General features: G+C 71.5%; 20 protein-coding genes, 1 tRNA gene and 1 pseudogene. 6 read left to right on the top strand and 16 right to left on the bottom strand.

The window, feature by feature from the left end; translation table 11 throughout:
• A partial coding sequence (locus AB0E94_RS46575; RefSeq protein ID WP_360341039.1) for a cobyrinate a,c-diamide synthase occupies positions 1-1,570 on the bottom strand: 1,570 nt, incomplete at its 3' end.
• Between the two features lie 139 nt (positions 1,571-1,709).
• On the opposite strand from AB0E94_RS46575, the pseudogene AB0E94_RS46570 reads away from it, so the two are divergent.
• Both AB0E94_RS46570 and AB0E94_RS46565 read left to right on the top strand, forming a co-directional pair.
• A pseudogene (locus AB0E94_RS46570) lies at positions 1,710-2,465 on the top strand (SURF1 family protein); the annotation flags it as partial.
• A 354-nt stretch (positions 2,466-2,819) separates the two neighbouring features.
• Positions 2,820-3,269 (top strand): hypothetical protein, encoded by a 450-nt coding sequence (locus AB0E94_RS46565; RefSeq protein WP_360341036.1) that lies wholly within the window; start codon positions 2,820-2,822, stop codon positions 3,267-3,269.
• A gap of 179 nt (positions 3,270-3,448) precedes the next feature.
• Here the strand turns inward: AB0E94_RS46565 and AB0E94_RS46560 are convergent, their stop codons facing one another.
• The 9 genes from AB0E94_RS46560 to AB0E94_RS46520 form a co-directional block, all read right to left on the bottom strand.
• Positions 3,449-5,125, bottom strand: a complete 1,677-nt coding sequence (locus AB0E94_RS46560; RefSeq protein WP_360341033.1) for an ATP-dependent DNA ligase — start codon at positions 5,123-5,125, stop codon at positions 3,449-3,451.
• A gap of 546 nt (positions 5,126-5,671) precedes the next feature.
• Positions 5,672-5,860 (bottom strand): hypothetical protein, encoded by a 189-nt coding sequence (locus tag AB0E94_RS46555; RefSeq protein WP_360341054.1) that lies wholly within the window; start codon positions 5,858-5,860, stop codon positions 5,672-5,674.
• A 219-nt stretch (positions 5,861-6,079) separates the two neighbouring features.
• Positions 6,080-7,555, bottom strand: coding sequence for an FAD-dependent monooxygenase (locus AB0E94_RS46550; protein ID WP_360341030.1), 1,476 nt, complete (start codon positions 7,553-7,555; stop codon positions 6,080-6,082).
• A 15-nt stretch (positions 7,556-7,570) separates the two neighbouring features.
• Positions 7,571-8,917, bottom strand: coding sequence for a dipeptidase (locus AB0E94_RS46545; RefSeq protein ID WP_360341051.1), 1,347 nt, complete (start codon positions 8,915-8,917; stop codon positions 7,571-7,573).
• A gap of 57 nt (positions 8,918-8,974) precedes the next feature.
• The gene (locus tag AB0E94_RS46540; RefSeq protein ID WP_360341027.1) at positions 8,975-10,054 is read right to left on the bottom strand and encodes a M48 family metallopeptidase; all 1,080 of its coding nucleotides are present in this window, start codon (positions 10,052-10,054) and stop codon (positions 8,975-8,977) included.
• A 107-nt stretch (positions 10,055-10,161) separates the two neighbouring features.
• Positions 10,162-11,688 carry a cobyric acid synthase gene (locus tag AB0E94_RS46535; RefSeq protein ID WP_360341024.1) on the bottom strand — a complete coding sequence of 509 codons (1,527 nt, stop codon included), beginning with the start codon at positions 11,686-11,688 and terminating at the stop codon, positions 10,162-10,164.
• Positions 11,685-12,740, bottom strand: coding sequence for a cobalamin biosynthesis protein (locus tag AB0E94_RS46530; protein ID WP_360341021.1), 1,056 nt, complete (start codon positions 12,738-12,740; stop codon positions 11,685-11,687). Before AB0E94_RS46530 ends, AB0E94_RS46535 begins: the two co-directional genes overlap by 4 nt.
• A 1-nt stretch (position 12,741) precedes the next feature.
• Positions 12,742-13,212: a hypothetical protein gene (locus AB0E94_RS46525; RefSeq protein WP_360341018.1), complete on the bottom strand. Its 471-nt coding sequence runs from the start codon at positions 13,210-13,212 to the stop codon at positions 12,742-12,744.
• 335 nt (positions 13,213-13,547) lie between these two features.
• Entirely contained in the window at positions 13,548-14,255 is a 708-nt protein-coding gene (locus AB0E94_RS46520) for a single-stranded DNA-binding protein (protein WP_360341015.1), read from the bottom strand.
• A 171-nt stretch (positions 14,256-14,426) separates the two neighbouring features.
• Here AB0E94_RS46520 and AB0E94_RS46515 point away from each other — a divergent pair, with 171 nt between their 5' ends.
• Together AB0E94_RS46515 and AB0E94_RS46510 are read left to right on the top strand one after the other, a co-directional pair.
• Positions 14,427-15,509 (top strand): alpha/beta hydrolase, encoded by a 1,083-nt coding sequence (locus AB0E94_RS46515; RefSeq protein WP_360341013.1) that lies wholly within the window; start codon positions 14,427-14,429, stop codon positions 15,507-15,509.
• Between the two features lie 18 nt (positions 15,510-15,527).
• Positions 15,528-15,600 (top strand) — tRNA-Arg (locus AB0E94_RS46510).
• Between the two features lie 53 nt (positions 15,601-15,653).
• On the opposite strand, the gene AB0E94_RS46505 is transcribed toward AB0E94_RS46510, so the two are convergent.
• From AB0E94_RS46505 to AB0E94_RS46480, 6 genes are all read right to left on the bottom strand, one after another.
• Positions 15,654-16,625, bottom strand: a complete 972-nt coding sequence (locus AB0E94_RS46505; protein WP_360341010.1) for a hypothetical protein — start codon at positions 16,623-16,625, stop codon at positions 15,654-15,656.
• A 117-nt stretch (positions 16,626-16,742) separates the two neighbouring features.
• Complete coding sequence (locus tag AB0E94_RS46500; protein WP_360341007.1) at positions 16,743-17,927, bottom strand: ABC transporter permease; 1,185 nt, start codon at positions 17,925-17,927, stop codon at positions 16,743-16,745.
• A 1-nt stretch (position 17,928) separates the two neighbouring features.
• Positions 17,929-18,588, bottom strand: coding sequence for an ABC transporter ATP-binding protein (locus tag AB0E94_RS46495; RefSeq protein WP_360341004.1), 660 nt, complete (start codon positions 18,586-18,588; stop codon positions 17,929-17,931).
• Positions 18,585-19,643 carry an HlyD family efflux transporter periplasmic adaptor subunit gene (locus tag AB0E94_RS46490; protein ID WP_360341001.1) on the bottom strand — a complete coding sequence of 353 codons (1,059 nt, stop codon included), beginning with the start codon at positions 19,641-19,643 and terminating at the stop codon, positions 18,585-18,587. The genes AB0E94_RS46495 and AB0E94_RS46490 overlap by 4 nt, the downstream gene beginning before the upstream one ends.
• Positions 19,644-20,183, bottom strand: coding sequence for a hypothetical protein (locus AB0E94_RS46485; RefSeq protein ID WP_360340998.1), 540 nt, complete (start codon positions 20,181-20,183; stop codon positions 19,644-19,646).
• On the bottom strand, positions 20,180-20,737 hold the full coding sequence (locus AB0E94_RS46480) for a hypothetical protein (RefSeq protein ID WP_360340995.1): 558 nt from the start codon (positions 20,735-20,737) through the stop codon (positions 20,180-20,182). Before AB0E94_RS46480 ends, AB0E94_RS46485 begins: the two co-directional genes overlap by 4 nt.
• A 123-nt stretch (positions 20,738-20,860) precedes the next feature.
• On the opposite strand from AB0E94_RS46480, the gene AB0E94_RS46475 reads away from it, so the two are divergent.
• Positions 20,861-21,517 carry a response regulator transcription factor gene (locus AB0E94_RS46475; RefSeq protein WP_360340992.1) on the top strand — a complete coding sequence of 219 codons (657 nt, stop codon included), beginning with the start codon at positions 20,861-20,863 and terminating at the stop codon, positions 21,515-21,517.
• Complete coding sequence (locus tag AB0E94_RS46470) at positions 21,514-22,635, top strand: HAMP domain-containing sensor histidine kinase (RefSeq protein ID WP_360340989.1); 1,122 nt, start codon at positions 21,514-21,516, stop codon at positions 22,633-22,635. The genes AB0E94_RS46475 and AB0E94_RS46470 overlap by 4 nt, the downstream gene beginning before the upstream one ends.
• The last annotated feature ends 95 nt before the right edge of the window (positions 22,636-22,730 follow it).

Raw genomic sequence — 22,730 nt, 5'->3', positions numbered from 1 at the left:
GCATGCCCGCCGGCGGGCCGGACGGCATGCCGGGCGGCGGCGTGGACGGCATGCCCGGTGACATCGGGGCCGACCGGCCTGGGACACCCGGTGAACCGGCCGGGCCGTGGGAGCCGGCCGAACCGTGCGAGCCGGACGGACCGTGGGAGCCGGCGGAACCATGCGAGCCGACCGGCCCCTGGGAACCGGCGGAACCGTGCGGGCCGGACTGTCCCTGGGTGCCGCCGGTGCTGCTGGGCGGGCCGGCGTGGGCGGCGGCGACCAGGCGGCGGGCGATCTCCGGGGCGGCGGCCCAGTGCAGGCCCAGCTGGGAGGCGTGCACCTGGCGCCAGACGAAACCCTCCGGGTTGCCGCCCGACCAGGTCCACGCCGGGGTGGCGCCGGCCCGCGGCGCGACGACTGCGCGGTGCTGCTTGTAGCCGGTGATCCGGGCGCCGGCCGGGGCCAGCACCGACGTGCCGGGGGCGGTGGCCTCGCGATATCCGGCGACGGTCTGCTCGGCGGTGGTCGCGGTCGCGTCCAGGACGCCACACATCGGGCGGCCGTCCAGCTCGTGACCGAGCCACGGCAGGGCGACGCCCTCGGCGATCACCGGCCAGCCGTCGCGGGCGAACTGGGCGACGGCCGAACAGAGCCGGCGGTTGGCGGAGAGCTCTTCCGCGTACCCCTCGGGAAGTCCCGCACCGACCACCAACCCGCGCGTTCCCGGAGGCAATGCCTCGTCGCGCAGTGGATCGACCACCGCGACGTCCGCACCGGCGGCGGTGAGCAGCTCGGCCGTCTCCACGTAGGTGTAGGGGGCGCCCTGGCCCCCGGCCAGGGCGATCACCGGCCGGAAGTCGAACTGCTGGTCCCCGGCCGCCTCGGACGGGGTCCAGATCGGGCCGGGGATCGGCGGCGCCGACGAGGCCAGCGCCACCAGCCGCTCGATGTCGAGGGAGCCGGCGACGGCCTCGCCGAGGCGGCGCACCGCGCGGCCGGCCTCGACGGTCCGGTGCGCCACCGGGACCAGCCCGTGGGTGCGGGCCGGCAGGGCGTTGGGCAGGTCACCGCGGTGCAGGGCGCCGAGCACGGGCATGCCGATGTCGTCCATGGCGCTGCGCAGCATCTGCTCGTGCCGGTCCGAGGCGACCCGGTTGAGGATCACGCCGCCCAGGTGCACCATCTCGTCGAACATCCGGAAGCCGTGCACCAGCGCGGCCAGCGAGTGGCCCATCGCGGCGACGTCCACGACCAGGACGACGGGCGCGCGCAGGGCGGCGGCGACCGAGGCGGTGCCGTCGATCTCCGGCTGGCCGGTGAGGCTGTCGAACAGGCCCATCGCGCCCTCGATGACGGCGACCTGGGCGCCGGAGGCCCCGTGGGCGAAGAGCGGCGCGACACGCTGGGCGCCGACCAGCCGCGGGTCGAGGTTGCGGCCAGGCCGGCCGGCCGCGAGACCGAGGTACGCCGCGTCGGTGTGATCCGGGCCGACCTTGAAGCCCGCCGTCGGGACGCCCCGGCCGCTGAGGGCAGCGAGCAGTCCCACGGCGATGGCCGTCTTGCCGTGGCCCGACGACGGCGCGCTCACGACCAGACGAGGCTGGGCGGTGATCAATGTCTCCCCCGAAGGTTTCCGCAGGCGGCCGCCACGTGTTCTATCGACTGCCGGATGTCGCAGACTACCTGGCTGCGGCCGGAGCCACCGCTTCGCCAGGTAGCCTCATGGGGTGTACCGGTTCCTGCTGACCCCGCGCTGGCTGGGTGCCGCCGCGCTCACGATCGTCGCCTCGGTGGTCATGGTGCTGCTCGGCAATTGGCAGCTGGATCGTTATCGGGAACGCACTGCCATCAATACCCGGGTCGACAACGCCAACGCGGTCGCGGCTGTCCCGCTGACCGAGGCGCTCGCCGCCCCGACCGCCGCCGGGACGCCTGGTCCCGACCCCGGCGAGGCTGTGGCCTGGACAAAGGTGACCGTCAGCGGTCGCTACGACCCGGCCAACGAGATCCAGGCGCGAGGCCGCACGGTCGCCAACGAGGTCGGTTTCGAGATCATCACCCCGCTGATCCTCGACGACGGGACAGCTGTGCTGATCGATCGCGGTTGGGTGCCCGCGCCGCCCGGTGGGGCCCTCGACTCGCCGGAGGTCCCGGCCGCCCCGACCGGCCGGGTCACCGTCGTCGGCCAGGTACACCTGTCGGAAAGCCGACCCGCTCCGGTGGAACGCCGCGACGGCCGTCTGGACACCCGGCGGGTGAGTCTGCCCCGGCTGGCGACCGAGTTGCCCTTCCCGGTGTACGGGGCGTATGTGCTCCTGACCGAGCAGACCCCGGCGGCCGATCCGGCTTTCGTGACGATCCCCATCCCGCATGAGGACTCGTGGCAGAACGGTGGCTACGCCGTCCAGTGGTGGATCTTCGCGGGCATGGTCTACGTCCTGTTCGGCTGGCAGGCCCGGCGCGAGGCGCAGGAGACCGCCGGTGGTCCGCGGTCGGCCAGACCAGCCACCCGGCCACGGGACCGGATCGCCGACGCCGACGCACGCGACAGGGTGGCCGAGGCGGACAGCCGCGACCGGGTCGCGGCCGCAGACCGGAGGGCCGCCGCGAACGAGGACCGCGTCGCCGCAGCAGACCGGAAGGCCGCCGCGAACGAGGACCGCGTCGCCGCAGCAGACCGGAAGGCCGCCGCGAACGAGGACCGCGTCGCCGCAGCAGAACGGAAAGCCGCCGAGGCCGGGACCGATTAGGAACGCGGCCCAGGTCAGCGGGGCTTCGCCGGATGGTGTGCGAGCGTCGTCTCGCGACAGTGGGCGACGCCGATTAATGTCGCGGGCATGACCTTCCCGTCCGGTGATCCGTGGGGCGTCCCGTCGTCTCCGCCCGCGTCCGAGACGCCGGGCCAGGCGGAGACCCCGGACCCGCTGGAGCCGGCCGGGCCGGTGATCGTGGAGATCGCCGAGATGCAGATCACCTCCACCCAGGTGCACACGCCGGTGGGAGACCTGCCGCTGGCCGGTTCGCGCTGGCTGGTCACCGATCACTGGACGAGCCAGCGACGCACTCCGATGTGGGCGAAGATCCTGGCCTTCGCCGGCATCTGCTTCACCGCCGGCCTCAGCCTGTTCCTGCTGATGTTCAAGGAGCAGGTCGCGCAGGGCACGGTGAACGTCACCGTGACAAGCGGCCAGCAGCAGTACGTGTCTCGCGTCCCGGTCCAGCACGAGGACGATGTGGCCGCCCTCAACCAGCAGGTCAACTACATCCGGAGCCTCGCCGCCCTGTAACGCCCACACCGGTCACAACCCGCGAGCCGTCGCCCAGCAACCGAATACCGCCCCGAAAACCGCGTTGAGCGACGGCTCGCGGGTCAGCCGTCGCTCAGCGCGGTTTCGGGGGCGGCATTCGGTGGCTCAGCGACGGCTGATCGGTGCCGTGGCTCAATGCGGTGGGCCGGCGTGCCTGGTCACGAAGGTGCGGGCGGGTGGCCGGCGCCTATCGCTCGGACGGTGTCGATGGTGTCGGCTTCGCCGGCGGGTTTGTCGTCGCGGTAGCGGAGGACCCGGGCGAACCGCAGCGCCACCCCGCCCGGATATCGCGGTGACGTCTGGACGCCGTCGAACGCGATCTCCACCACCTGTTCGGGCCGGACGGTCACACCCCAGCCGTGGTCGGCGACGGCCAGTTGCCGGAACCGGTCGGTCTGCCAGCGGAGCAGTTCGTCGGTGAGGCCCTTGAACGTCTTGCCCAGCATCACGAACCCGCCGGACTGCGGGTCGCGGGCCCCCAGATGCAGGTTGGACAGCCAGCCGTGGCGGCGGCCGTGACCCCACTCGACCGCGAGGACGACGAGGTCGAGGGTGTGCCGGGGTTTCACCTTCACCCAGGCGGAACCACGGCGGCCCACGTCGTAGGGCGCCTCCGGATCCTTGATCACGACCCCTTCCTGACCCGCGGCCAGGGCGGCGGCGAACGCGGCGGCCGCCTGCTCCTCGCTTTCGGCGACCGACCGGCCGACGGTCGCGGCGCCCGGGACGGACTCGGCGAGGGCGGCCCACCGAACCCGGCCCGGCTCGTCGAGCAGATCAACCCCGTCAAGATGAAGAAGATCGAAGAAGTACGGCCGGAGCCCACCCGCCGACGGCGCTCCACTCGTCACACCCGATGGTTCGGGGTGGGCTCCCGCAGACGGAATCCGCGAAGCCGGGCCGGCCGTGTCCGGGCTCTGGCCGGCAGCCGACTCGCCGCCTCCGGCGGATTTCCGGCGAGCCGGGGCACGGGCGCCACGGGTCGCGGCCCGGCTGGACGTCTCCTGGAACGGGCGGGGGCGGCCCGTCTCGTCGAGCAGCATGGCCTCGCCGTCGAGGATCGCCTCACGCAACGGCAGCGCCCGGACCTGGGCGACCACCTCGGGCAGCCGGGCGGTGATGTCGTCGAGGCTGCGGGTGTAGACGGCCACGTCGTCGCCGGACCGGTGCACCTGGATGCGGATGCCGTCGAGTTTGGTGTCGACGACGGCGGGTGTGCCGGTGGCGAGCAGAGCAGCCGCGACGTCGGGGGCGCTGCTCGCCAGCATCGGGCTCAGCGGGGTGCCGACTCGCAGGTGGATCTGGGCGAGGGCGGGAGCGCCGCCGGTCAGGGCGGCCTCGGCGACGATCTTCAGGTCGCCGGCGAGCAGCAGGGCCCGCCGGACCGTGGGGGCCGGGACCTCGGCGGCGGCGGCGATCGCCTCGGCCAGCAGACCGGCCTGGGCGCCCTGCCGCAGCTCGCCGCCGAACAGGCCGATGAGCAGCAACTGCTCGGGGGCGGTGGCCGCGCCGAACAGCGCTCCGAGCATCTGTTTGCGGCGGGCCTGCGATCCGGCGCCGGAGACGGCCGAGATCTCCGCGATCGCCGCGTCGACCTGGGCGACGGTCAGGGACGCTTCGGCGGCGGGCTCGGGCCGGTCACGCAGGGAGGCGTAACCGACCCCGGTCTGCCGCTGGCGCAGCTCACCGGCCAGGTAGGCGGCCCCGGCGACGATCTCGCCGGGGTCCAGCCGCCGCAGCGCACCGGCGAGCAGCTCGATCTTGGCCTTGCGGCCCGAGGTCGCGGCGACCGCGGCCGAGGTGGCTGCTATGTCAACGAACCGCACGATCTCCATCCTGGCAGCCGATCACGCCACCGTGTGCCCCGTGACACACGACGACCACGATCCGTCCCCGAAACCCGCGCCCGGTGACCGGGCCACAGCCGGCAAGGCCGCAACCGGTGACCGGGCCACAGCCGGCAAGGCCGCAACCGGTGACCGGGCCACAGCCGACGAGGCCGCAACCCGGGCAAGGCCGCAACCGGTGACCGGCCACAGGCGGCAAGGCCGCAACCCGGGCAAGGCCACAGCCGGCAAGGCCGCAGCCAGGGCCCGGCCGCGGGCAGCAAGGCCGTACCCGGGGCCCGGCCGCGGGCGGCACGGCCCCGGGTCCCGGGAAACGCGCCCGATTGAACTCAGAAGAACACGGAACCACTACCTCGGCCGGGCGCGATGCCCAGCCAGGCTGGGCACAACGCTCGGCTGGACGTCAGACCGCGCGATTCGCAGTAATCCCGCCGCCGACCTGGGTCTCATGACGGAGGTGCGTGGTCATGGGGGGCGCTCACCCCGTACCCCCAGGGAAGTTGTCGGATTTTGACCTTGGGTTTGGGGTTTTGGTCATGCGGCTTTGGGCTCCTCGATGCGAAAGCCGCGGGCTCGGACCGCGTCGGCGACCCGGGCCAGCTCGGCGTCGAACGTGCAGAGGACCTTGGAGAGCTCGTCGAGGTGATCGGTGAGGGTGGCGTCGTCCCACCCGGAGACGTCGACGTCGCCGAGGGCGCGGGCCGCGGCGCGGAGCCGGGCGATCGACTCGATCCGCTCGCGTGTGCGAAGACGGTCGAGCGAGTCACGTGGGCCGCCGGGGGTCACCCGGGCCGCGCGACCGGCCAGCGCAGCGGAAAGCTGCGTGGCAGGCCTGTTGGTGGCAGGCATGTTCGGTGCAGGCGAGGCAATCGAACGCATGTTCGAATCCTAACAGGAACGGACGCCGCAGACACCGTCGATCCACCCTGTGGACGCCGAAATTCACCTGCCCAGGGCGTGCCGGAAATGTGTGTCGGCCTCGGCCGGCGCAGCGCTCGCGGCAACGAATCCGTCCGCCCTGATCAGGTAGAGAAGCCCAGGTCGCAGGCTTGTCCCGGGCGCCGGCGGGAAGATGTGCACAGGCATCCCGAGGTCGGGCGCGTCGGAGGCGGCGACCTCGCCGTATCCGTGGATCTGCCAGCAGGCGGCCCGCAGCACCGCATGGTTGTTCCCGGTCCAGGGCAGGCGCCGGCCGATCACCGGATCGCGTGGGCTGTCCGGTTTGGCGTCCGGGTCGAGGCGGTAGTGGATGCGGATCTGCGACACGTACTGGAACAGGCGGGAACCGCCGGACGAGCCGGGCAGCACCCGCACCGCGATCGGGGCGATCAGCGGGATCAGGATGCGCCGCAGCACACGGGCCGGCAGGCGGGTCGAGGTGATCGCGTTGAACAGCCGGTCGGTGGTGGCGACGAGTTTGCGGGCGACCGGCCGGCGCTCCGCCTCGTAACGATCCAGCCAGCTGTCCCGGCGGGCGCCGCGCAGCACGTCGGCGAGTTTGAAGGCGAGGTTGTGCGCGTCCTGGAGGCCGGTGTTCATACCCTGGCCACCGACCGGGGAATGCACGTGGGCGGCGTCACCGGCCAGGAAGAACGGGCCGTCCCGGAAGGCCGCGGCGACCCGATGGTGCACCCGGTAGGTGGCGAACCAGCGGGCCCGGTCGTAGGTGACGCCGTAGGTGCGCAGCATCCGCTCGCGGGCGTCCTCCTCGTCGAGGTCGCCGTCCGAGTTCGTGTCGCGGACCAGGCCGATCAGCCGCCAGCCGCCCTCGCCGCGCATCGGGAAGCCGAGCAGGAAATCGGTCTGCTCAGGGCGGACGTTCACCGCCTCCGGCACCAGGCCGTGCGCCCCGATCGCGTCCAGCACGAAGAACCGGTGCGGGTTGGTGACGCCCTCGAAGTCGATCCGGCGGGCTTTGCGGACCACCGAGTTGGCTCCGTCACAGCCCACACAGAACCGGGCCCGCACCGTGTGATTGCCGACTTTCGCCTCGACCCCGTCGTCGGTCTGGACGACCGCGGTGACCGGCGACTCCCAATACACGTCGCCGCCGAGTTTGCGCAGATTGTCGTAGAGGATCTCCTCGTTGCGACTCTGTTCAAGAACTTCGATGAAGGGGTACGGCGTGAGCCGCGCCCCGAGTTGCCCGAGCGGAATCCGCCCGAACGCCCGCGCACCGAACCCGGGCGCAAGCGCCTCGGCCCGGTGCGCGGCCTCCAGAACCTGATCGCCGATGCCGAGCTGGTCGTAGATCTCCAGGCTGCGGGCCTGCACGACGAGCGCGCGGGACTCCGCCGTCGGACCGTCCTTGCCGTCCGCGACGATCACCTGCACCCCGAGCCTGGTCAGCCAGTTGGCCAGCATCAGCCCGGTCGGGCCGGCGCCGACCACCAGGACCTCACAAGACAGCTCGGCCATCGGCCACCCCGCTTCCTACTTCGTCAGAGTCTCCGCGACGTTCCTGAGCAGCAGCGCCTCGGCGATGCAGACCTTCTCGAACTCGCCCAGGTGCAGGCTCTCGTCCGGACCGTGCGCCGCCGCATGCGGGTCCTCGACGCCGGTGACCAGGATCGCGGCACCGGGGAACAACTCCTGGAAGGTGGCGATGAACGGGATCGACCCGCCGACGCCCATGTCCACCGGATCGGTGCCGTCCCACGCCGCGCTGAACGCGGCACGGGCCGCGTCATACACCGGGCCGGTCGCGTCGATCACGCACGGCGCGCCGTCGCTCTCCAGCGTGACCTCCAGGCTCGCGCCCCACGGAACGTGCTTCTCCAGGTGGGCGCGGACCGCCTCGAACGCCGTTTTCGGGTCGTCGCCGGGCGCCAGCCGCACACTGATCTTCGCCTTGGCGGTGGGCTGCAACGCGTTCGCCGCCTCCAGGGTCCGCGGAGCGTCGATGCCCAGCACTGAAACCGACGGTTTGGTCCAGATGCGGTCGGTGATCGTGCCCTTACCGATCAGCTCGACCCCGTCGAGGATGCCCGCCTCGGAGCGGAAACGGTCGGCTGGGTAGTCGACGCTGGCGCCCTCACGGCCGACCAGGCCGGCCACCGCGACCTCACCGTCATCGTCATGCAACGTCGACAGCAGCCGCGCCAGGGTGATCAGCGCATCCGGCACCGGACCACCGAACATGCCGCTGTGCACGGCGCTTTTCAGCACCTTGACCTCGGCGAAAAGGTTGACCAGGCCACGCAGAGAGGTGGTCAGCGCGGGCTGGCCGATGTCCCAGTTACCGGAGTCGGCGATCACGATCACGTCGGAGCGCAGCTCCTCCAGATGCTCGTGAATGATCGTGTCGAGGGAGTCGGAGCCATACTCCTCCTCGCCCTCGACGAACACGACGACGCCCACCGGAAGCTGGTCGCCGAACGCGCGCAACGCCGCGACGTGCGCCATCACACCCGCCTTGTCGTCAGCCGCGCCCCGGCCGTAGAGGCGGCCGTCACGCTCCACCGGCTCGAACGGGTCACTCGTCCACAACGCCGGGTCACCGGCCGGCTGCACGTCATGATGCGCGTAGAGCAGCACGGTCGGCGCCCCGGCCGGGGCCGCCTTTCGGCCGATCACCGCAGGCTGGCCGCCGTGGCGGACGATCTCGGTGTCGAGCCCGCACCCGCGCAACAGCTCGGCGACCGCCTCCGCGGACCGCTCCACGTGCGAGTGGTCGAAACCTTCGAAGGCGACACCCGGGATCCGCACCAGCCGTTCCAGGTCGGCGCGGACACCGGGCATCTCGCGCCGGATCGCGGCGCGCAGATCGGATTCACTCAGGCTCATGCCGCCGATCGTAGGCCGGAGTTGTGACAGGTTTCCGGCCCGACCGGTGGATCATGCGTCCGGCGTACCCTCTCCGCTGTTGTCGCCGCGCCCACGCCGGGCCGCCTCACTGGCCCAGCCATACGCCTTGCCGGCGGCCGCCCCGGCCAGGTCGGCGGCCCCGCCGCCGAACCGGCGGACCAGTCCGACCAGCGGATCCTGCGAGTTGGTGAAGTCTTCGCGGTACGCCTTGGCCGCCGCCTTCACGTCCTCGGTGACCGACGCGTCGCCATCCGAATCGCGGCGCGGGTAGTCACCACCGACAATCCGCGCATACTCCCCCGAGTCGATCCATTTGCGCAGCTCGGCGGCCCGGGCGACCGGAACCGGGTGGCTGCTCCACGCGATCATCCCGATCTTGTGGAGGCTGTCGCGCAGGTCGCCGCCGCCCTCGAACTCGGCGGCCTGCTCCAGGAACGCCGCGGTGTCGATCTGCGACAGGTCGCCGCCGCCGGCCAGCTTCATCAGCAGGCGCAGCGAGGCCGCCGGATCCTGGCCGGCGAGCAGGCCGGCCCGGTCGGCGGACAGCTCCGCCTTGCGCCACCACTCGAACATCGCCGCGACGATCGCCCGGAGCGCCATCACGCCGATCGGCAGCCAGCTGATGTGGGTGATCCAGTCGGTCAGGATCTTCATGATCGTCTTGTAGACGGCGTGCCCACTGCGCACATGCCCGACCTCGTGGCCGAGCAGCGCACGCAGCTCGTCGTCGTCGAGCTTGTCCACCGCGCCCGTGGTGATCACGATGAACGGCCGGTCCAGGCCGATCGCCTGACCGTTGATCCGCGGATCCTGCGTCACGTAGAGCTCAGGCAGCTCCGCCACGTCGAGCGTGCTCGCCGCCTCCGCGAAAATCTGATGCACCCGCGGATACTGCCTGTGGTCGACGCGGATCGCGCCGGCCAGGAAAATGAGCCGGAACCCCCGCTCGTTCCACATGCCGAAGAACGTCTTCACCACGTCGTCGAAGCCGCGCAACTCCCGCAGCGCGGACAACGCGCCCCGGTCGGCCGGGTGCTCCCACGCCCTCGAGCTGATCCCGGTCAGGGTCACGCGACGGCGTGCCGGCCGGTTCTCATCCTCGGTCGTCATGTGCCTCACCCCGTTCTGCCGCTGCCGCGGCGCCGGGCCGCGCTTCCGCGACCAACGTACGCCGGAGACGCAACGTGTGTCCCCTGCCCGCGACCCGGAGAAGACCCCTACGGGGCACCCGGGGGCAGGAACGGCAGGTCCGGGGTGGGGCCCTGCTCGATCAGCCGCCACAGCGCGCCGATGTCCAGGTGCTCCTCGACGAGATCACCGAGCACGTCCAGGGCACGCTCCCGGACCGCCGCGTACCTGGTGTCCGCGGCGACCGTGAACCCGTGCCGTCCGGCCAGGCGCGCCGCCTCGGTCAGGAACCGGCGACGGAACGCGTCCGACTCGAACGCCCCGTGCCAGTGCGTGCCGAACACGTTCCCGGCCACCGCGCCCTCCGGACGGCCGTCGTCGTGGCGCAACAGCGGCTCGGGGGCGCCCGACGACACGTACCCGTGATGGATCTCGTAGCCGGCCACCGGCTCACCCAGGCCGGACCCGGACGACCTGGCCAGCGTCTTGCGGGCCGCGAAGGTGATCTCGACCGGCAGCAGGCCCAGCCCCGGAACCGTCCCGCGGGTGCTCTCCACCTCGTCATGGATGCGCTCGCCGAGCATCTGGAAACCACCGCAGATGCCCAGCAGCGGCTTGCCCGCCGCCGCATGGGTGGCGACCGCGTCGGCCAGGCCCGTCTCGCGCAGCCAGGCGAGATCACTCACGGTGGCCTTCGAACCGGGGATCACCACCAGGTCGGCGTCGGCGATCTCGGCCGGCTCGACGGTCAACTGCACCCGCACCCCGGGCTCGGCGGCCAGCGCCTCGGCGTCGGTGGCATTCGAGATCCGCGGCACCCGAATCACCGCGACGCGCAGCCAGGCGGTCCCGCGCGGCGGCCCCGGACGACCCAGGACTTTGCCGTACGCGAGAGAGTCCTCGGCGTCGAGCCAGACATCCAGGTCGAACGGCAGCACACCGTGTACCGGCCGTCCGGTCGCCGCCGTGATCATGTCCAGCCCGGGGCGCAGAATCTCCAGGTCACCACGGAACTTGTTGATCACGAACGCGGAGACGAGCTCCTGATCCGCCCGGGACAGCAGCGCCAGCGTGCCGAAGAACGCGGCGAACACCCCGCCCCGGTCGATGTCACCCACCACCACCGTCGGCAGGCCGAACCGGCGGGCCAGGCCCATGTTCACGAAGTCGCCGTCGCGCAGGTTGATCTCGGTGGGGCTGCCGGCCCCCTCACAGATCACCACGTCGTAGTCGGTCCGCAGGTCGGCCAGGGCCGCGTGTGCGGTTTCGGCCAGCTTCGGGCGCAACGTCCGGTAGTTACCGGCGGTCACCGTGTCGACCGCCTCGCCCAGCAGGACGACCTGGCTGGAACGGTCACTGCCGGGCTTCAGCAGCACCGGATTGAAGCGCAGGTCGGGGGCGATGCCGCAGGCCGCGGCCTGCATGGCCTGGGCTCGGCCGATCTCGCCGCCACGGCCGTCGGCGGTCACCACCACGACCGAGTTGTTGGACATGTTCTGGGCCTTGTACGGGGCTACGCGGACGCCCTGGCGGTGCAGCCAGCGGCAGATGCCGGCGGTCAGGACGCTCTTGCCGGCGTCCGAGGTGGTGCCGGCGATCAGGAGGCCGCCGGTCATGATCGGAGCCTGGCACGGAACAGTGTCGGCCCTTCGGGCCCCGCCCCGCCCCCGCCGCCTCCACCGGCTGTGATCCTGCTCCGTACTGCGGCCGTGCTCCGTGCTCCGATCGTGCTTCGTGCCGCCGCGACACCGGCCGCCAGCACCACGGCCACCGCCCCCACCGCCCCCGAGACCCGGGCCGCCCGCCGCAGATGCACAGCCGACGGCCGGGGCCCGTCCCCCAGGAACGGCCGTGTCTCGCTACGTCCGAAATAGACGTTGCGCCCGCCCAGCCGTACCCCCAGCGCCCCCGCCATCGCCGACTCGCACTGCCCCGCGTTGGGCGACGGATGGTCGTCCCGGTCGCGCCGCCAGACGCGCAGCGTCTCTTTCGGTGTCCCGCCCGCGATCGGCGAGACCGCCGCGGTGATCAGTCCGGTGAGCCGGGACGGCGCCAGGTTGAGCAGGTCGTCGAGCCGGGCCGACGGTGTCCCGAACCGGGCGTACCGCGGCGACCGGTGCCCGACCATGGCGTCGAGCGTGTTGGCGGCCCGGTATCCGAGGAGTCCGGCCGGGCCGAGGAGCGCACCCCAGACGAGGGGAGCGACGACGGCGTCGGAGGTGTTCTCGGCGACGGATTCGACTGTGGCGCGGGCGAGTTCGGGTTCGTCGAGCGTGGACGGGTCGCGGCCGCACAGGTGGTTGAGCCGGCCCCGGGCGGCGGGCAGGTCGCCGGCGTCGAGGTGGCGGGCCATGGTCCGGGCCTCGCGGCGCAGGGTGCGCCCGCCGAGGACGGTCCAGGTGGCTACGGCGGTGACCGCGAACCGGGCGGCCGGGTGGTTGCGGGTGGCGTGTCCGGCGGCGAGCCCGGCGAGTGCGGGCGCTCCGACGGCGATGGTGGTGAAGAGTGCTCCGGCCGTGCGGTGGGGCCGGTAGACGCGTTGTTCGAGGGCGCCGGCTGCGGTGCCGTAGCCGGCGACGGGGTGCAGTCGCCGCGGGTCTCCGATCGCGGCGTCGAGCAGGTATCCGGCGATGAGGCCGGCCGCGTCGGCGGCCCAGCGTGGGGGCACGTCAGCGGCCGAACGGGGTGAGGTCGAACGCCCAGACCGCGAGGGACGGGGGTTCGTTGTCGGTGTCGTCGGGGTACGGCACGGGTTCGAGCTCGCCCCAGACGATGGAGCCGGGGGCGCGGTCTTCGAGGAATTCGACGACGATGGCGCGTAGGTCGTCGGTGACCTGGTAGGCGGCGTTGAACGGCAGGTCGCTGGGTTTGCACGTGCCGGCTGAGCAGCGGAGCTGCCCGGCGATGGCGTCGTGCCAGACGTAGAAGGTGGCGGTGCCCCGGTGGCCGAGGCCGGCGACCCGGTCGCGTAGCCCGGCCGCGGTCTCTTCGAACGCGGTGACGACCTCGTCCGCGGACAGGCCCATGCGTTCGTGCGGTGGGGCGCCGAACCAGGTGGTGTTGGCGTCCTCGGCCGACGGGTCCTCCGGCGATAGCACCATCGTCTCGGTCGCGATGGCGCGGATGTCCTTCAGCAGCACGGGTTCAGTCTGCCGGTTGGTGATGCGGGAAGCCCAGCCGGGCCGCTCCGACTGGTGGCCGGTTCCCGGGGTCCGATCGGCTTATCCCGATAGATGGAATCCATGAATGTCGAGTAAAACCCTGATGCGTGCCTGTTCTGCCACGAATGCAGGCGTCCCTCTTTCGAGCGACGATCCGGAGTTGATGGGGAGGACCACGGCGGCCCGGCCGGTTGTCCCGCCACCCGGGCGGTGGTGGGGGATGTGACCCCGGCACCGGCCGGGCCGCCGGGCGCCGCTGTCACCGGTCACCCGCAGGGACTCGGTTTCCGGTGACGGCGGCTCCCGGGAAGGTCTCAGGCCGCGATGGGCTCGCGGCGGCCGGTGCGCCGGGTGCGGCGGGTGTCGGCGGGCGGCGCCGAGACCGGCGCGAGGGCGCTGGGCGGGGCCGGTACGGGCGGGGCGGGCACGGGCGGGGCCGCGTCGGGTGATGCGGGTGCGGGTTCGTCGCCGGGTTCGGCGGTCTCGTCGGCGGCCGCGGCGACGACTTCGAGGAAGGTGGGTTTCTCCTGGTCGGGGTCCGGCTCGGGGAGTCCGTCGCCGTAGCTGACCGGGATCTCGTCGTCGTCGAGGGCGAGGGTGGTCTCGCCGCGGACGGCGGCGTCCGTCTCGGGGTTTTCGATCATGCTGTTGGCGGTGGGTTTGTTGCGGTAGAAGCGGGCGCGGCCGCGGGCCAGGTCGTGGCCGATGGCGAAGGCCTCCATCTCGTACGAGACGCGGTTGTTGTTGTCGTCGTCGACCCAGTCGCGGGTGTAGATGCGCCCGAAGGCGACGATCGGGTCGCCGACGCCGATCGAGGAGGCGACTCCTTCGGCGAGGCGGCGCCAGGCGGTGACGCGGATGCGCAGGCTGTTGCCGTCGGTCCAGCGGCCGGTTTCGCGGTCGAGGCGGCGGGCGGTGGAGGCGATCCGGAAGTTGGCGACGAGCGCGTTGCCGGTGGGGGTGCGCCGCCATTCGGGGGCGGTGAGGACGTTGCCGACGACGGCGAGTTGGGTTTCGAACACGACGTTGCTTCCTCTCTGAGGGGTGGGTGCTCAGGTCGGGTTCGAGATAACCTCACCGGCGATGATCTTGCGGTGACTGATTGTGGATGGGCGCGGCTTGTGGACGACGAGCGCGGAGGATCACGGATCTGATATGGCGCGCCGGGCAGTACCCATGGGTAACCTGTCGTCGTGGAGACCGACGTCCTCGGGTGGCCGTACGAGCGGCACACCATCGAGCTGGGCAGTGACGACGAGGGCCCGGTGGTGGCGACGCTGGTGCGCCGCCGGGCGGAGACGCCGTCGCGGCGGGCAGTGCTGCATGTCCACGGGTTCGTGGATTACTTCTTCCAGACCCACATGGCCGACTTCTTCGTCGAGCGGGGCTGGGATTTCTATGCGCTGGACCTGCGGAAGTACGGGCGGAGCCTGCTGCCGCACCAGACGCCGAACTTCGCGCGCAGCCTGGCCGAGTATTTTCCGGAGCTGGACGAGGCGGCCCGGATCATCCGCGAGGACGACGGGCACGATCAGCTGCTGGTGACCGGTCACTCGACGGGTGGTCTGATCACGTCGTTGTGGGCGCACTCCCGTCGTGATCAGCGCAAGGTCGACGGACTGTTCCTGAACAGCCCGTTCTTCGATTTCAATCTGCCGTGGCTGATGCGCCGCCCACTGATGTCGGTGGTGCTCGCGGCGAGCGGCCGTTCGCCGTACAAGAAGATGCCTGTCGCTTCTCTTGGTTTGTATGGCAAGAGCCTGCACAGTGATCACGAGGGTGAGTGGGCCTACGACCTGGCCTGGAAGCCGATTCTCGGTTTTCCGGTGACGATGGGCTGGCTGGCGGCGATCAGCCGGGGGCAGAGCAAGCTGCGGTCGGGTCTGGCGATCGACGTTCCGGTGCTGGTGGCGTGTTCGACGCGGACGTTCCGGGGACGGGACTGGCACGAGGACGTCCGGGTGACGGACACGGTGCTGGATGTGGAGCACATCGTCAGGTGGTCGCCGGGGCTGGGCCCGCATGTGACGATCGCGCAGTTCGACGGCGGCATGCATGATCTGACGCTCTCCGGCAAGGACGTCCGGGCCGAGGTGTTCCGTGAGGTGGGACGCTGGGTGGACGGTTTTCTGCCGGCGCCTGGTTCTCCGGAGCCGGAGATTCCGCCCGCGCCGGAGGATCAACCGGGCATTGCCGCCGTTCTCGTGGAGGCGGAGGCGGCGGTGGAGCATGCCGCCGCGGACGAGGCGGACGACAAGTCCGGCACGACCGCCTAGGATGTGCTGGCTAGGCCAGCGCTCGTAGCTCAGCGGATAGAGCAGTGGACTTCTAATCCACCGGTCGCAGGTTCGAATCCTGCCGGGCGCGCAAAATGGCCCGCCCGGTCCAGATGGACCGGGCGGGCCTTTGCGTTGCTGTGCCTAGCGGACGCGGACCCGGACGGAGTCGAGGGCGGGCGTCTGGTTGGCGCGTTCCATCATCGGGATGCGGTGGGAGCCGTCACCGGCCCACGCGGAGCACTGGAAGGTGCCGGACTGGGCGAGGCCGGGCACCTGGATGGCGACGGTGTCGGGCTGGGCGCCGCCGCGGCTGTCCTCGGTGGCGACGAAGAAGCCGGGGACCGGGTCGGGCGCCGGGGCCTGCTGCTGGCTGTCGAGGATCCGGCAGGCGGTGTGGAAGTGGCCGCGGACCAGGCCGTTCTGCAGGACGCTGGATTCCACGTAGTAGCCACCCTGGCCGGCGGCGAGGAACCGGTCCCGGATCAGGTTGCGGGTGCTGACCTGGAGGGTGAACGGCTGGTTCCGGTTGACCTGCCGGGGCGCGCTGGTGATCAGCAGGGTGGGGTTGTTGGCCGCGTTGCCGACTTCACCGAATTCGGTGGAGACGCAGCGGTTGCCCTTCTGGAAGCCGTCGTGCGCTTCGAGCCGGCTGGTGTCGCAGCTGTTGGTGAGGATGCCGAGGTTGTTGCCGGGCTGGGCGGCGGCCGGGGTGGTGACCGCGGGCGCGCCGCCGTTCTGGTTGAGGGTGCAGGTGGCGATGCGTTCGGCGTTGAGGTTGGGCCGGGCCGCGAAGCGGGAGATCGCGGTCTCGATCCGGTTGATCGCCGCGAACCGCTTGTCCTTCAGCGGCCCGAGGATCGCGTTCTGGATGAAGTTCGCGCCGCCCTGGCCTTGGGTGGCTGCGATGCGGTTGTTGGCCTCGTTGATCTGCTGGTCGATCTGCCGGAGGTTGCTGTCCACTTCCGCCTGTGCCTGGGCGGGCACGTTGACGGTGACGTAGACCTGCGGGCAGTTGACCGTGGGCACGGCGGCTTGGGCGGCCGAGGCGATACCGATCCCGGCACCCGCCATGGTCACGGCGAGCCCGACGGTGATGACGAGTTTCCGGTGCATTGGCCTGCTGCTTTCCCGATCCCGATGGAACCCTACGACGATCGATACGGGAACGCTCCCAGGTTGGATCAACGCGGCGAGAAGAAGTTGACTCAACGCGGCGCGAAGGAGGTTGGATCAGGCGGCTCCGAGGGCTTCGGTGGGGGCGAGGCGGGCCGCCCGGATCGCCGGGTAGAGGCCGGCGATCGCACCGATGAGCAGGGTCGCGCCGAGGCCGCCGGCGACGGCCCACAGCGGTACGACGGGCGGCCACTGCTGAGTGCCGGCGTAGACGACGGTGACGGTGAGCCCGCCGAGCACTCCGCCGAGGCCGCCGAGCAGCGACAGCAGCAGGGATTCGGCGACGAACTGGGTGCGGACCTGACCGCGGGTGGCGCCGAGGGAGCGGCGCAGCCCGATTTCGGCGCGGCGTTCGAGCACTGAGATGACCATGGTGTTGGCGACGCCGATGCCGCCGACGAGCAGAGCGACGGCGCCGAGGCCGAGGAGCAGCGAGTTGAAGGTCTGGCTGGCGGCCCGCTGGGCGATGAGCGCGTCGGACGGGTTGGAGACGTCGACCTGGTCGGGGTTCTGCGGGTTGGCGGTGGCGGCCAGCACGGCCCGGACGGCTTCGACCTGTGTTTCGACGGATCGGGTGTAGACGCGGGTGGCGTGGCCGTCGAAGTCGAGGTAGGACTTGGCGGCGTCCCAGCCGATCAGGACGGCGGTGTCGAGTTCGGGGGCGAGGGCGACGGTGTCGAGGACGCCGATGACCGAGTAGTGGCGGCCGCCGATCCAGACGGCCGGCACGTCGCCGAGCCGGCGGGCCGCGGCGGCGCCGAGGACGACGGCCGGGTATCGGGCGGTGGCGGCGTTGAGCCAGGCGCCGCCGGCCAGCCGGGCGTTGACGGTGCCGAGCAGGTCGAGCTGGGCGGCGATGACGGCGAGGCCGCCGGTTTCGCCTGGGGGGATCTGGTCGGTGCGGTAGACGGAGGTGTCGCCGACGGTGCCGACGGCGGTGGCCGAGGTGACCGGGCCGATCCGTTTGATCATGTTGAGGGCGTCGTCGGGGAGGGTCGCGTCGTCGCCGAACATGGTCCGGCCGGGCGCCACGGTCAGCATGTTGGTGCCGAGGGCGTCGAGTTGTTCGTCGAGGTCGGCCTGCCCGGAGGTGGAGATGCCGACGACCGACACCATGGCGGCGATGCCGATGGCGATGCCGAGGGCGGACAGGACGGCCCGCAGCGGGCGGGAGCGCAGGCCGTACCCGCCTAGACGCAGTAGGTCGGAGGGGCGCAGCCGCGCCGGGCGCAGCGAGCTCATGTCAGATCACCTGCCCGTCGAGCATGGGCACCTGGCGTGGCAGGGAGCCGGCGATCTCGTGGTCGTGGGTGATCACCAGGACGGTGGTGCCGGCGGTGTTGAGTTCGCGCAGCAGGTCCATGACGCCGTTTCCGGAGACCGAGTCGAGGTTGCCGGTCGGTTCGTCGGCGAGCAGCACCGCCGGGTCGCCGGCGACGGCGCGGGCCACGGCGACGCGTTGCCGTTCGCCGCCGGACAGCTGGTGGGGCCGGTGGCTGAGGCGGTCGCCGAGTCCGACGCGGGTGAGCGCCTGGTCGGCGCGGCGTTCCCGTTCGCGGCGGGGCAGGCCGGTGTAGAGCAGGCCGTCGGCGACGTTGGCGCGGGCGTCGCGGCCGGGCGCGAGGTGGAAGGACTGGAACACGAATCCGATCCGGCGGGCCCGTAGCGCGGACAGCTGCCGGTCGGTGAGGCCGGCGATGTCGTGGCCGTCGATGACGACCTGGCCGGAGGTGGGCCGGTCGAGGGTGCCGATCAGGTTGAGCATGGTCGATTTGCCGGAGCCGGAGGGGCCGACGATGGCGATCAGTTCGCCGTGTTCGATGGTGAGGTCGACGTCGCGCAGCGCGGTGACGCCGCCCGGGTAGCTTTTGGTGACCTGGTGCAGTTCGATGACGGCGGTCACGTCGGGATTCCCACTTTCTGGCCTTCGGCGAGGCCGTCGCCGGTGACTTCGACCCGCCCGGAGGCGAACAGCCCGGTTTCGACGGCGACGATGCGGGTGGCCGTGCCGTCGACGATCTGCAGGCCGTATCCGCCTTCGGCGAGGGCGAGGAGCGCGTTCACCGGTACGGTCAGCACGTTCTCCCGCTGGGAGGAGACGAACAGGACGGTCACGGCGGCGTAGTCGAGTCCTTGCGGCGCTTTGTCGAATCCGACGGTGACCTGGATTTTCGTGGTGTCCTGCTGGCCGGGGTTCTCGGCTTCCTCGACGGTGGTAGTGACGGCGGTGATCTTGCCGGCGACGGTCTTGCCGTCCGGCAGGGTCACGTCGACTTTGGCGCCTTTCCTGGCGAGCCGCTGGTCGGCGATGTCGAGTTCGACGGTGGCGACCCGGCCGGTGGCGCTGGTGGTCAGCAGTTCGGTGCCGGGTTGCACGCTCGCGCCGAGGTCGGCGCTGCGGGACGCGACCCGGATCGGCCCGCCGGCGTAGACGACGCGGCCGAGTTCGACGGTTCCGGTGTCGTCGAGGCCGAGGTCGTCCTGCCAGTCCTCGACGGCGTCGGCGGTGGCCGAGGTGTATTCGTCGTCGACGGTGAAGCCGCGGTAGCCGAGCGCCCACAGGTTCTTCTCGAACTGGGTGACGTCGGCGCCCTCGTCGCCCGGTGACAGGGCCCGGTAGGCGGGCAGGGAGCCGTAGAGCAGCACCACCGGATCGTTGTCGACCTGGTAAAGGGTGCCGCCGCGTTTGATGGTGGAGTCGGCGGCGGGCAGCGCGGTGACGGTGCCGGAGAGTCTGGTGGTGAGGGCGGCGGTGTCGCCGAATCCGAGGGAGCCGCCGTGGCTCTCCTTGTCGACGAGGGTCTGCCGGGTGATGTCGGCGGTCGCGGCGGGCTGGTTGCCGGCGGCCTGGGCGTCGTTGCCTTCGGTCTCCGGCAGGCCGCCGGTGAGCAGGAACGCGGCCACTCCGCCGGCGGTCAGGGCCACCGCTACCGCGGCGGTCGTCCATCTGCGTCGCATCTACTTGCCTCCCGCTTCGCGTGGCCCGCCGGCGATCCGCCCTTGCGCGCCTTCCGGTTTGTACTGTTCGCAGGCTTTCTCGGCGGTGGTGAAGTTCGGGTCGTCCGGGTTGATCTGGATCTGCGAGGTGCCGTCGGCCTTCGGGTCGGGGAAGTCGGGCACGCCGTTCTCCCGCATGCATTTGGCGAACTGGCGTAGCCGCTCGATCTCCGCGGCGTCCGGCCCGCCTTTGTCGATGGCGTTCTGCAGGTATTTCTCGCAGGCCTTCATGGCGGCCTCGAAGTCCTTCTGGTCGGTGCCGGCCGGGATCTGCAGGGCTTGGCCTTCGCCGGGTGGCGGCGGGTCCGGGAACCAGGTCATCCCGTTCTCGCGCATGCATTTGGCGTGTTTGAGCGGGGCGTCCGGGTCGAACGACGCGGACGCCGAAGGACTGGCGGTGACGGTCCCCTTGCCGACGCTGGCGACCGCCGGCTCGTCGGTCGTGTCCGGGGTGCAGGCGGCGGTGAGCAGCAGCAGCCCGGCGATCACGAGTCGTCTCATGTCGTCTCCGTGTGTTCGCTGCGTTCGCCGCCGCCGTTCGGGCGGTACCGGGCGCAGGCTTTGTCGGCGGCGTCGAAGACCGGGTCGCCGGGGCCGGTGCCGAGTTTGTTGCCGTCGATGGCGAGTTCGCCGTCGGCGGCGGGGTCGGGGAAGTTCGGCACTCCGTTCTCGCGCATGCATCTGGCGAGCTGCCGGTTCTTCTCGATCTCCGCGGCCGACAGTTTCGGCGGTTCGCCGCCGTTGGGCAGGAACTGTTTGCACGCCTGCTGGGCCTTGTCGACCGCTGCCGGGTCGACACCTTGCGGCAGGGACAGCTCCATCCGGCCGTCGGGTTTCGGGTCGGGGAACCATTCCAGGCCCTGGTCGCGCATGCATTTCGAGAACTCGAGCGACGATTCCCGGTCGGGGCCGCTGCCGGCGGCGGCGCTGGCCGATGGTTTCGCTGTCGCGTCGGCGGCGGTGGCCACTCCCCCGCCGTCGTCGTCGGCCCGCGAACAACCCGCGGTCGTCGCCGCGAGCAGGACGCCGAGCGCGACGATCGTCCTGATCCTCATGTCGTCTCCTCCGCCGGCGGCCGGGTGGCCGCCACGCACCGAAGTAGAGCGACAGCGGTGTATCCCGGGCGTCACCGAAGAACGTGACGCCGAGTTGACGGCGGCCGGGGTCAAGATGGAGCCATGCGGATCCTGGTGGTGGAGGACGAGCCGCTGCTCGCCGATGCGGTGGCGCAGGGGCTGCGGCACGAGGCACACGCCGTCGACGTCGTCTACGACGGCGGGTCGGCGCTGGAACGGATCGACGTCAACGACTACGACGTGGTGGTGCTGGACCGGGACGTGCCGGTGGTGCACGGCGACAAGGTGTGCCAGGTGCTGGCCGAACGCAAGGCCGGCATCCGGGTGCTGATGCTGACGGCGGCCGCCGGGATCGACGACCGGGTCACCGGGCTGTCTCTGGGCGCCGACGACTACCTGCCGAAACCGTTCGCGTTCCGGGAGCTGTCGGCCCGGGTCGCGGCGCTCGGCCGGCGGGCCCGTCCGGCGGCGCCGCCGGTGCTGCGCCGGGCCGGGATCAGCCTCGACCCGTACCGGCGGGAGGTGCACCGCGACGGCCGTTACGTGCCGCTGTCGCGTAAGGAGTTCGCGGTGCTGGCCGAGCTGCTGCGCGCGGACGGGACGGCGGTGTCGGCGGAGACGCTGCTGGAGAAGGCGTGGGACGAGAACGCCGACCCGTTCACCCATGCGGTCCGGATGACGATCCTGAAGCTGCGGCGCAAACTCGGTGATCCGCCGGTGGTGCTGACCGAACCGGGAGTGGGGTACCGGATCCGATGAGACTGACCGTGCGGGCCCGGCTGACCGCCGTCTACGGTGGCCTGTTCGTCTCGGCCGGCCTGGTGCTGCTGGGCGCCATCTACGTGCTGGTGGAACGCAGCGGGACGCTCATCGCCGGCACATCGGCCGTGTCCGGTGAGACGCCGCCGCCGAAGACCGCCGCCGAGGGTTCGCTGTTCGTCGAGAAGGTGACCGGCGGGCCGGGCGAGCTCCTGCACAGCGTGGTCGTGCAGGGGGCGATCGCGCTGGTGGTGGTGAGCGCGGCGACGATCGCGCTGGGCTGGCTGATCGCCGGGCGGATGCTCCAGCCGCTGCATCAGATCACCGCGACCGCCCGGCGGATCGCGGAGGCCCCGCTGCCGGACCGTGGCCTGCCCGAGCGGATCGCCCTGGACGGCCCGAACGACGAGCTGAAACAGCTGGCCGACACGTTCGACCTGATGCTGGCCCGGCTGGAGCAGTCCCTCGACGGGCATCGCCGGTTCATCGCGAACGCGTCGCACGAGCTGCGGACCCCGCTGACCCTCAACCGGACACTGCTGGAGGTGGCGCTGGAACCGGAGGACACCCCGGCCGAGGTCCGGCAGCTCGGCACGACGCTGCTGGCCATCAACGACAGGCACGGGCGGCTCATCGACGGCCTGCTACTGCTGGCCCGGTCGGAGCGGGAGGTCACCGAACGTTCCTACGTCGATCTGGCCGACATCGTCGATCACGTCGCCGTCTCGGACACCGTCAAGATCGTCGCTGAGACCGAGGAGGCCGCCGTCCTGGGTGATCCGGTGCTGCTGGAACGCCTGGTGCAGAACCTGGTGGAGAACGGCGTCCGGCACAACGTCCCGTCCGGCGGCTGGGTCCGGATCACCACCTGCACCCGCCCGGACGGCTGGGTGGAGCTACAGGTCGGCAACTCCGGCCCGATCGTGCCGCGCTACGAGGTGGCCGGCCTGTTCCAGCCGTTCCGGCGCTTCCACCGGGAACGTCTCGCCTCCCCCGGCGCGGGCCTCGGCCTGTCCATCGTCCAGGCCGTCGTCGGCGCCCATCACGGTCGGCTGCGGGCCGACGCCCGCGACGAGGGCGGCCTCACGGTCACCGTTCTCCTGCCCAGAGCGCCCTGAAAATCCCTTTTTCGGTACGGCTACGAAGAGTTCCCGGGCTACCCCGCGACGCCGGCGGTGGTCCGGCCTGCCAGCGCGGCTTTCGGGCGGAAGCC

Origin of the sequence: Actinoplanes sp. NPDC026670 (assembly GCF_040638175.1) — a bacterium.
Lineage (GTDB): Bacteria > Actinomycetota > Actinomycetes > Mycobacteriales > Micromonosporaceae > Actinoplanes.
The sequence above is the reverse complement of the archived record's forward strand: the minus strand, read 5'-3'. Positions and strand labels throughout refer to the sequence as shown.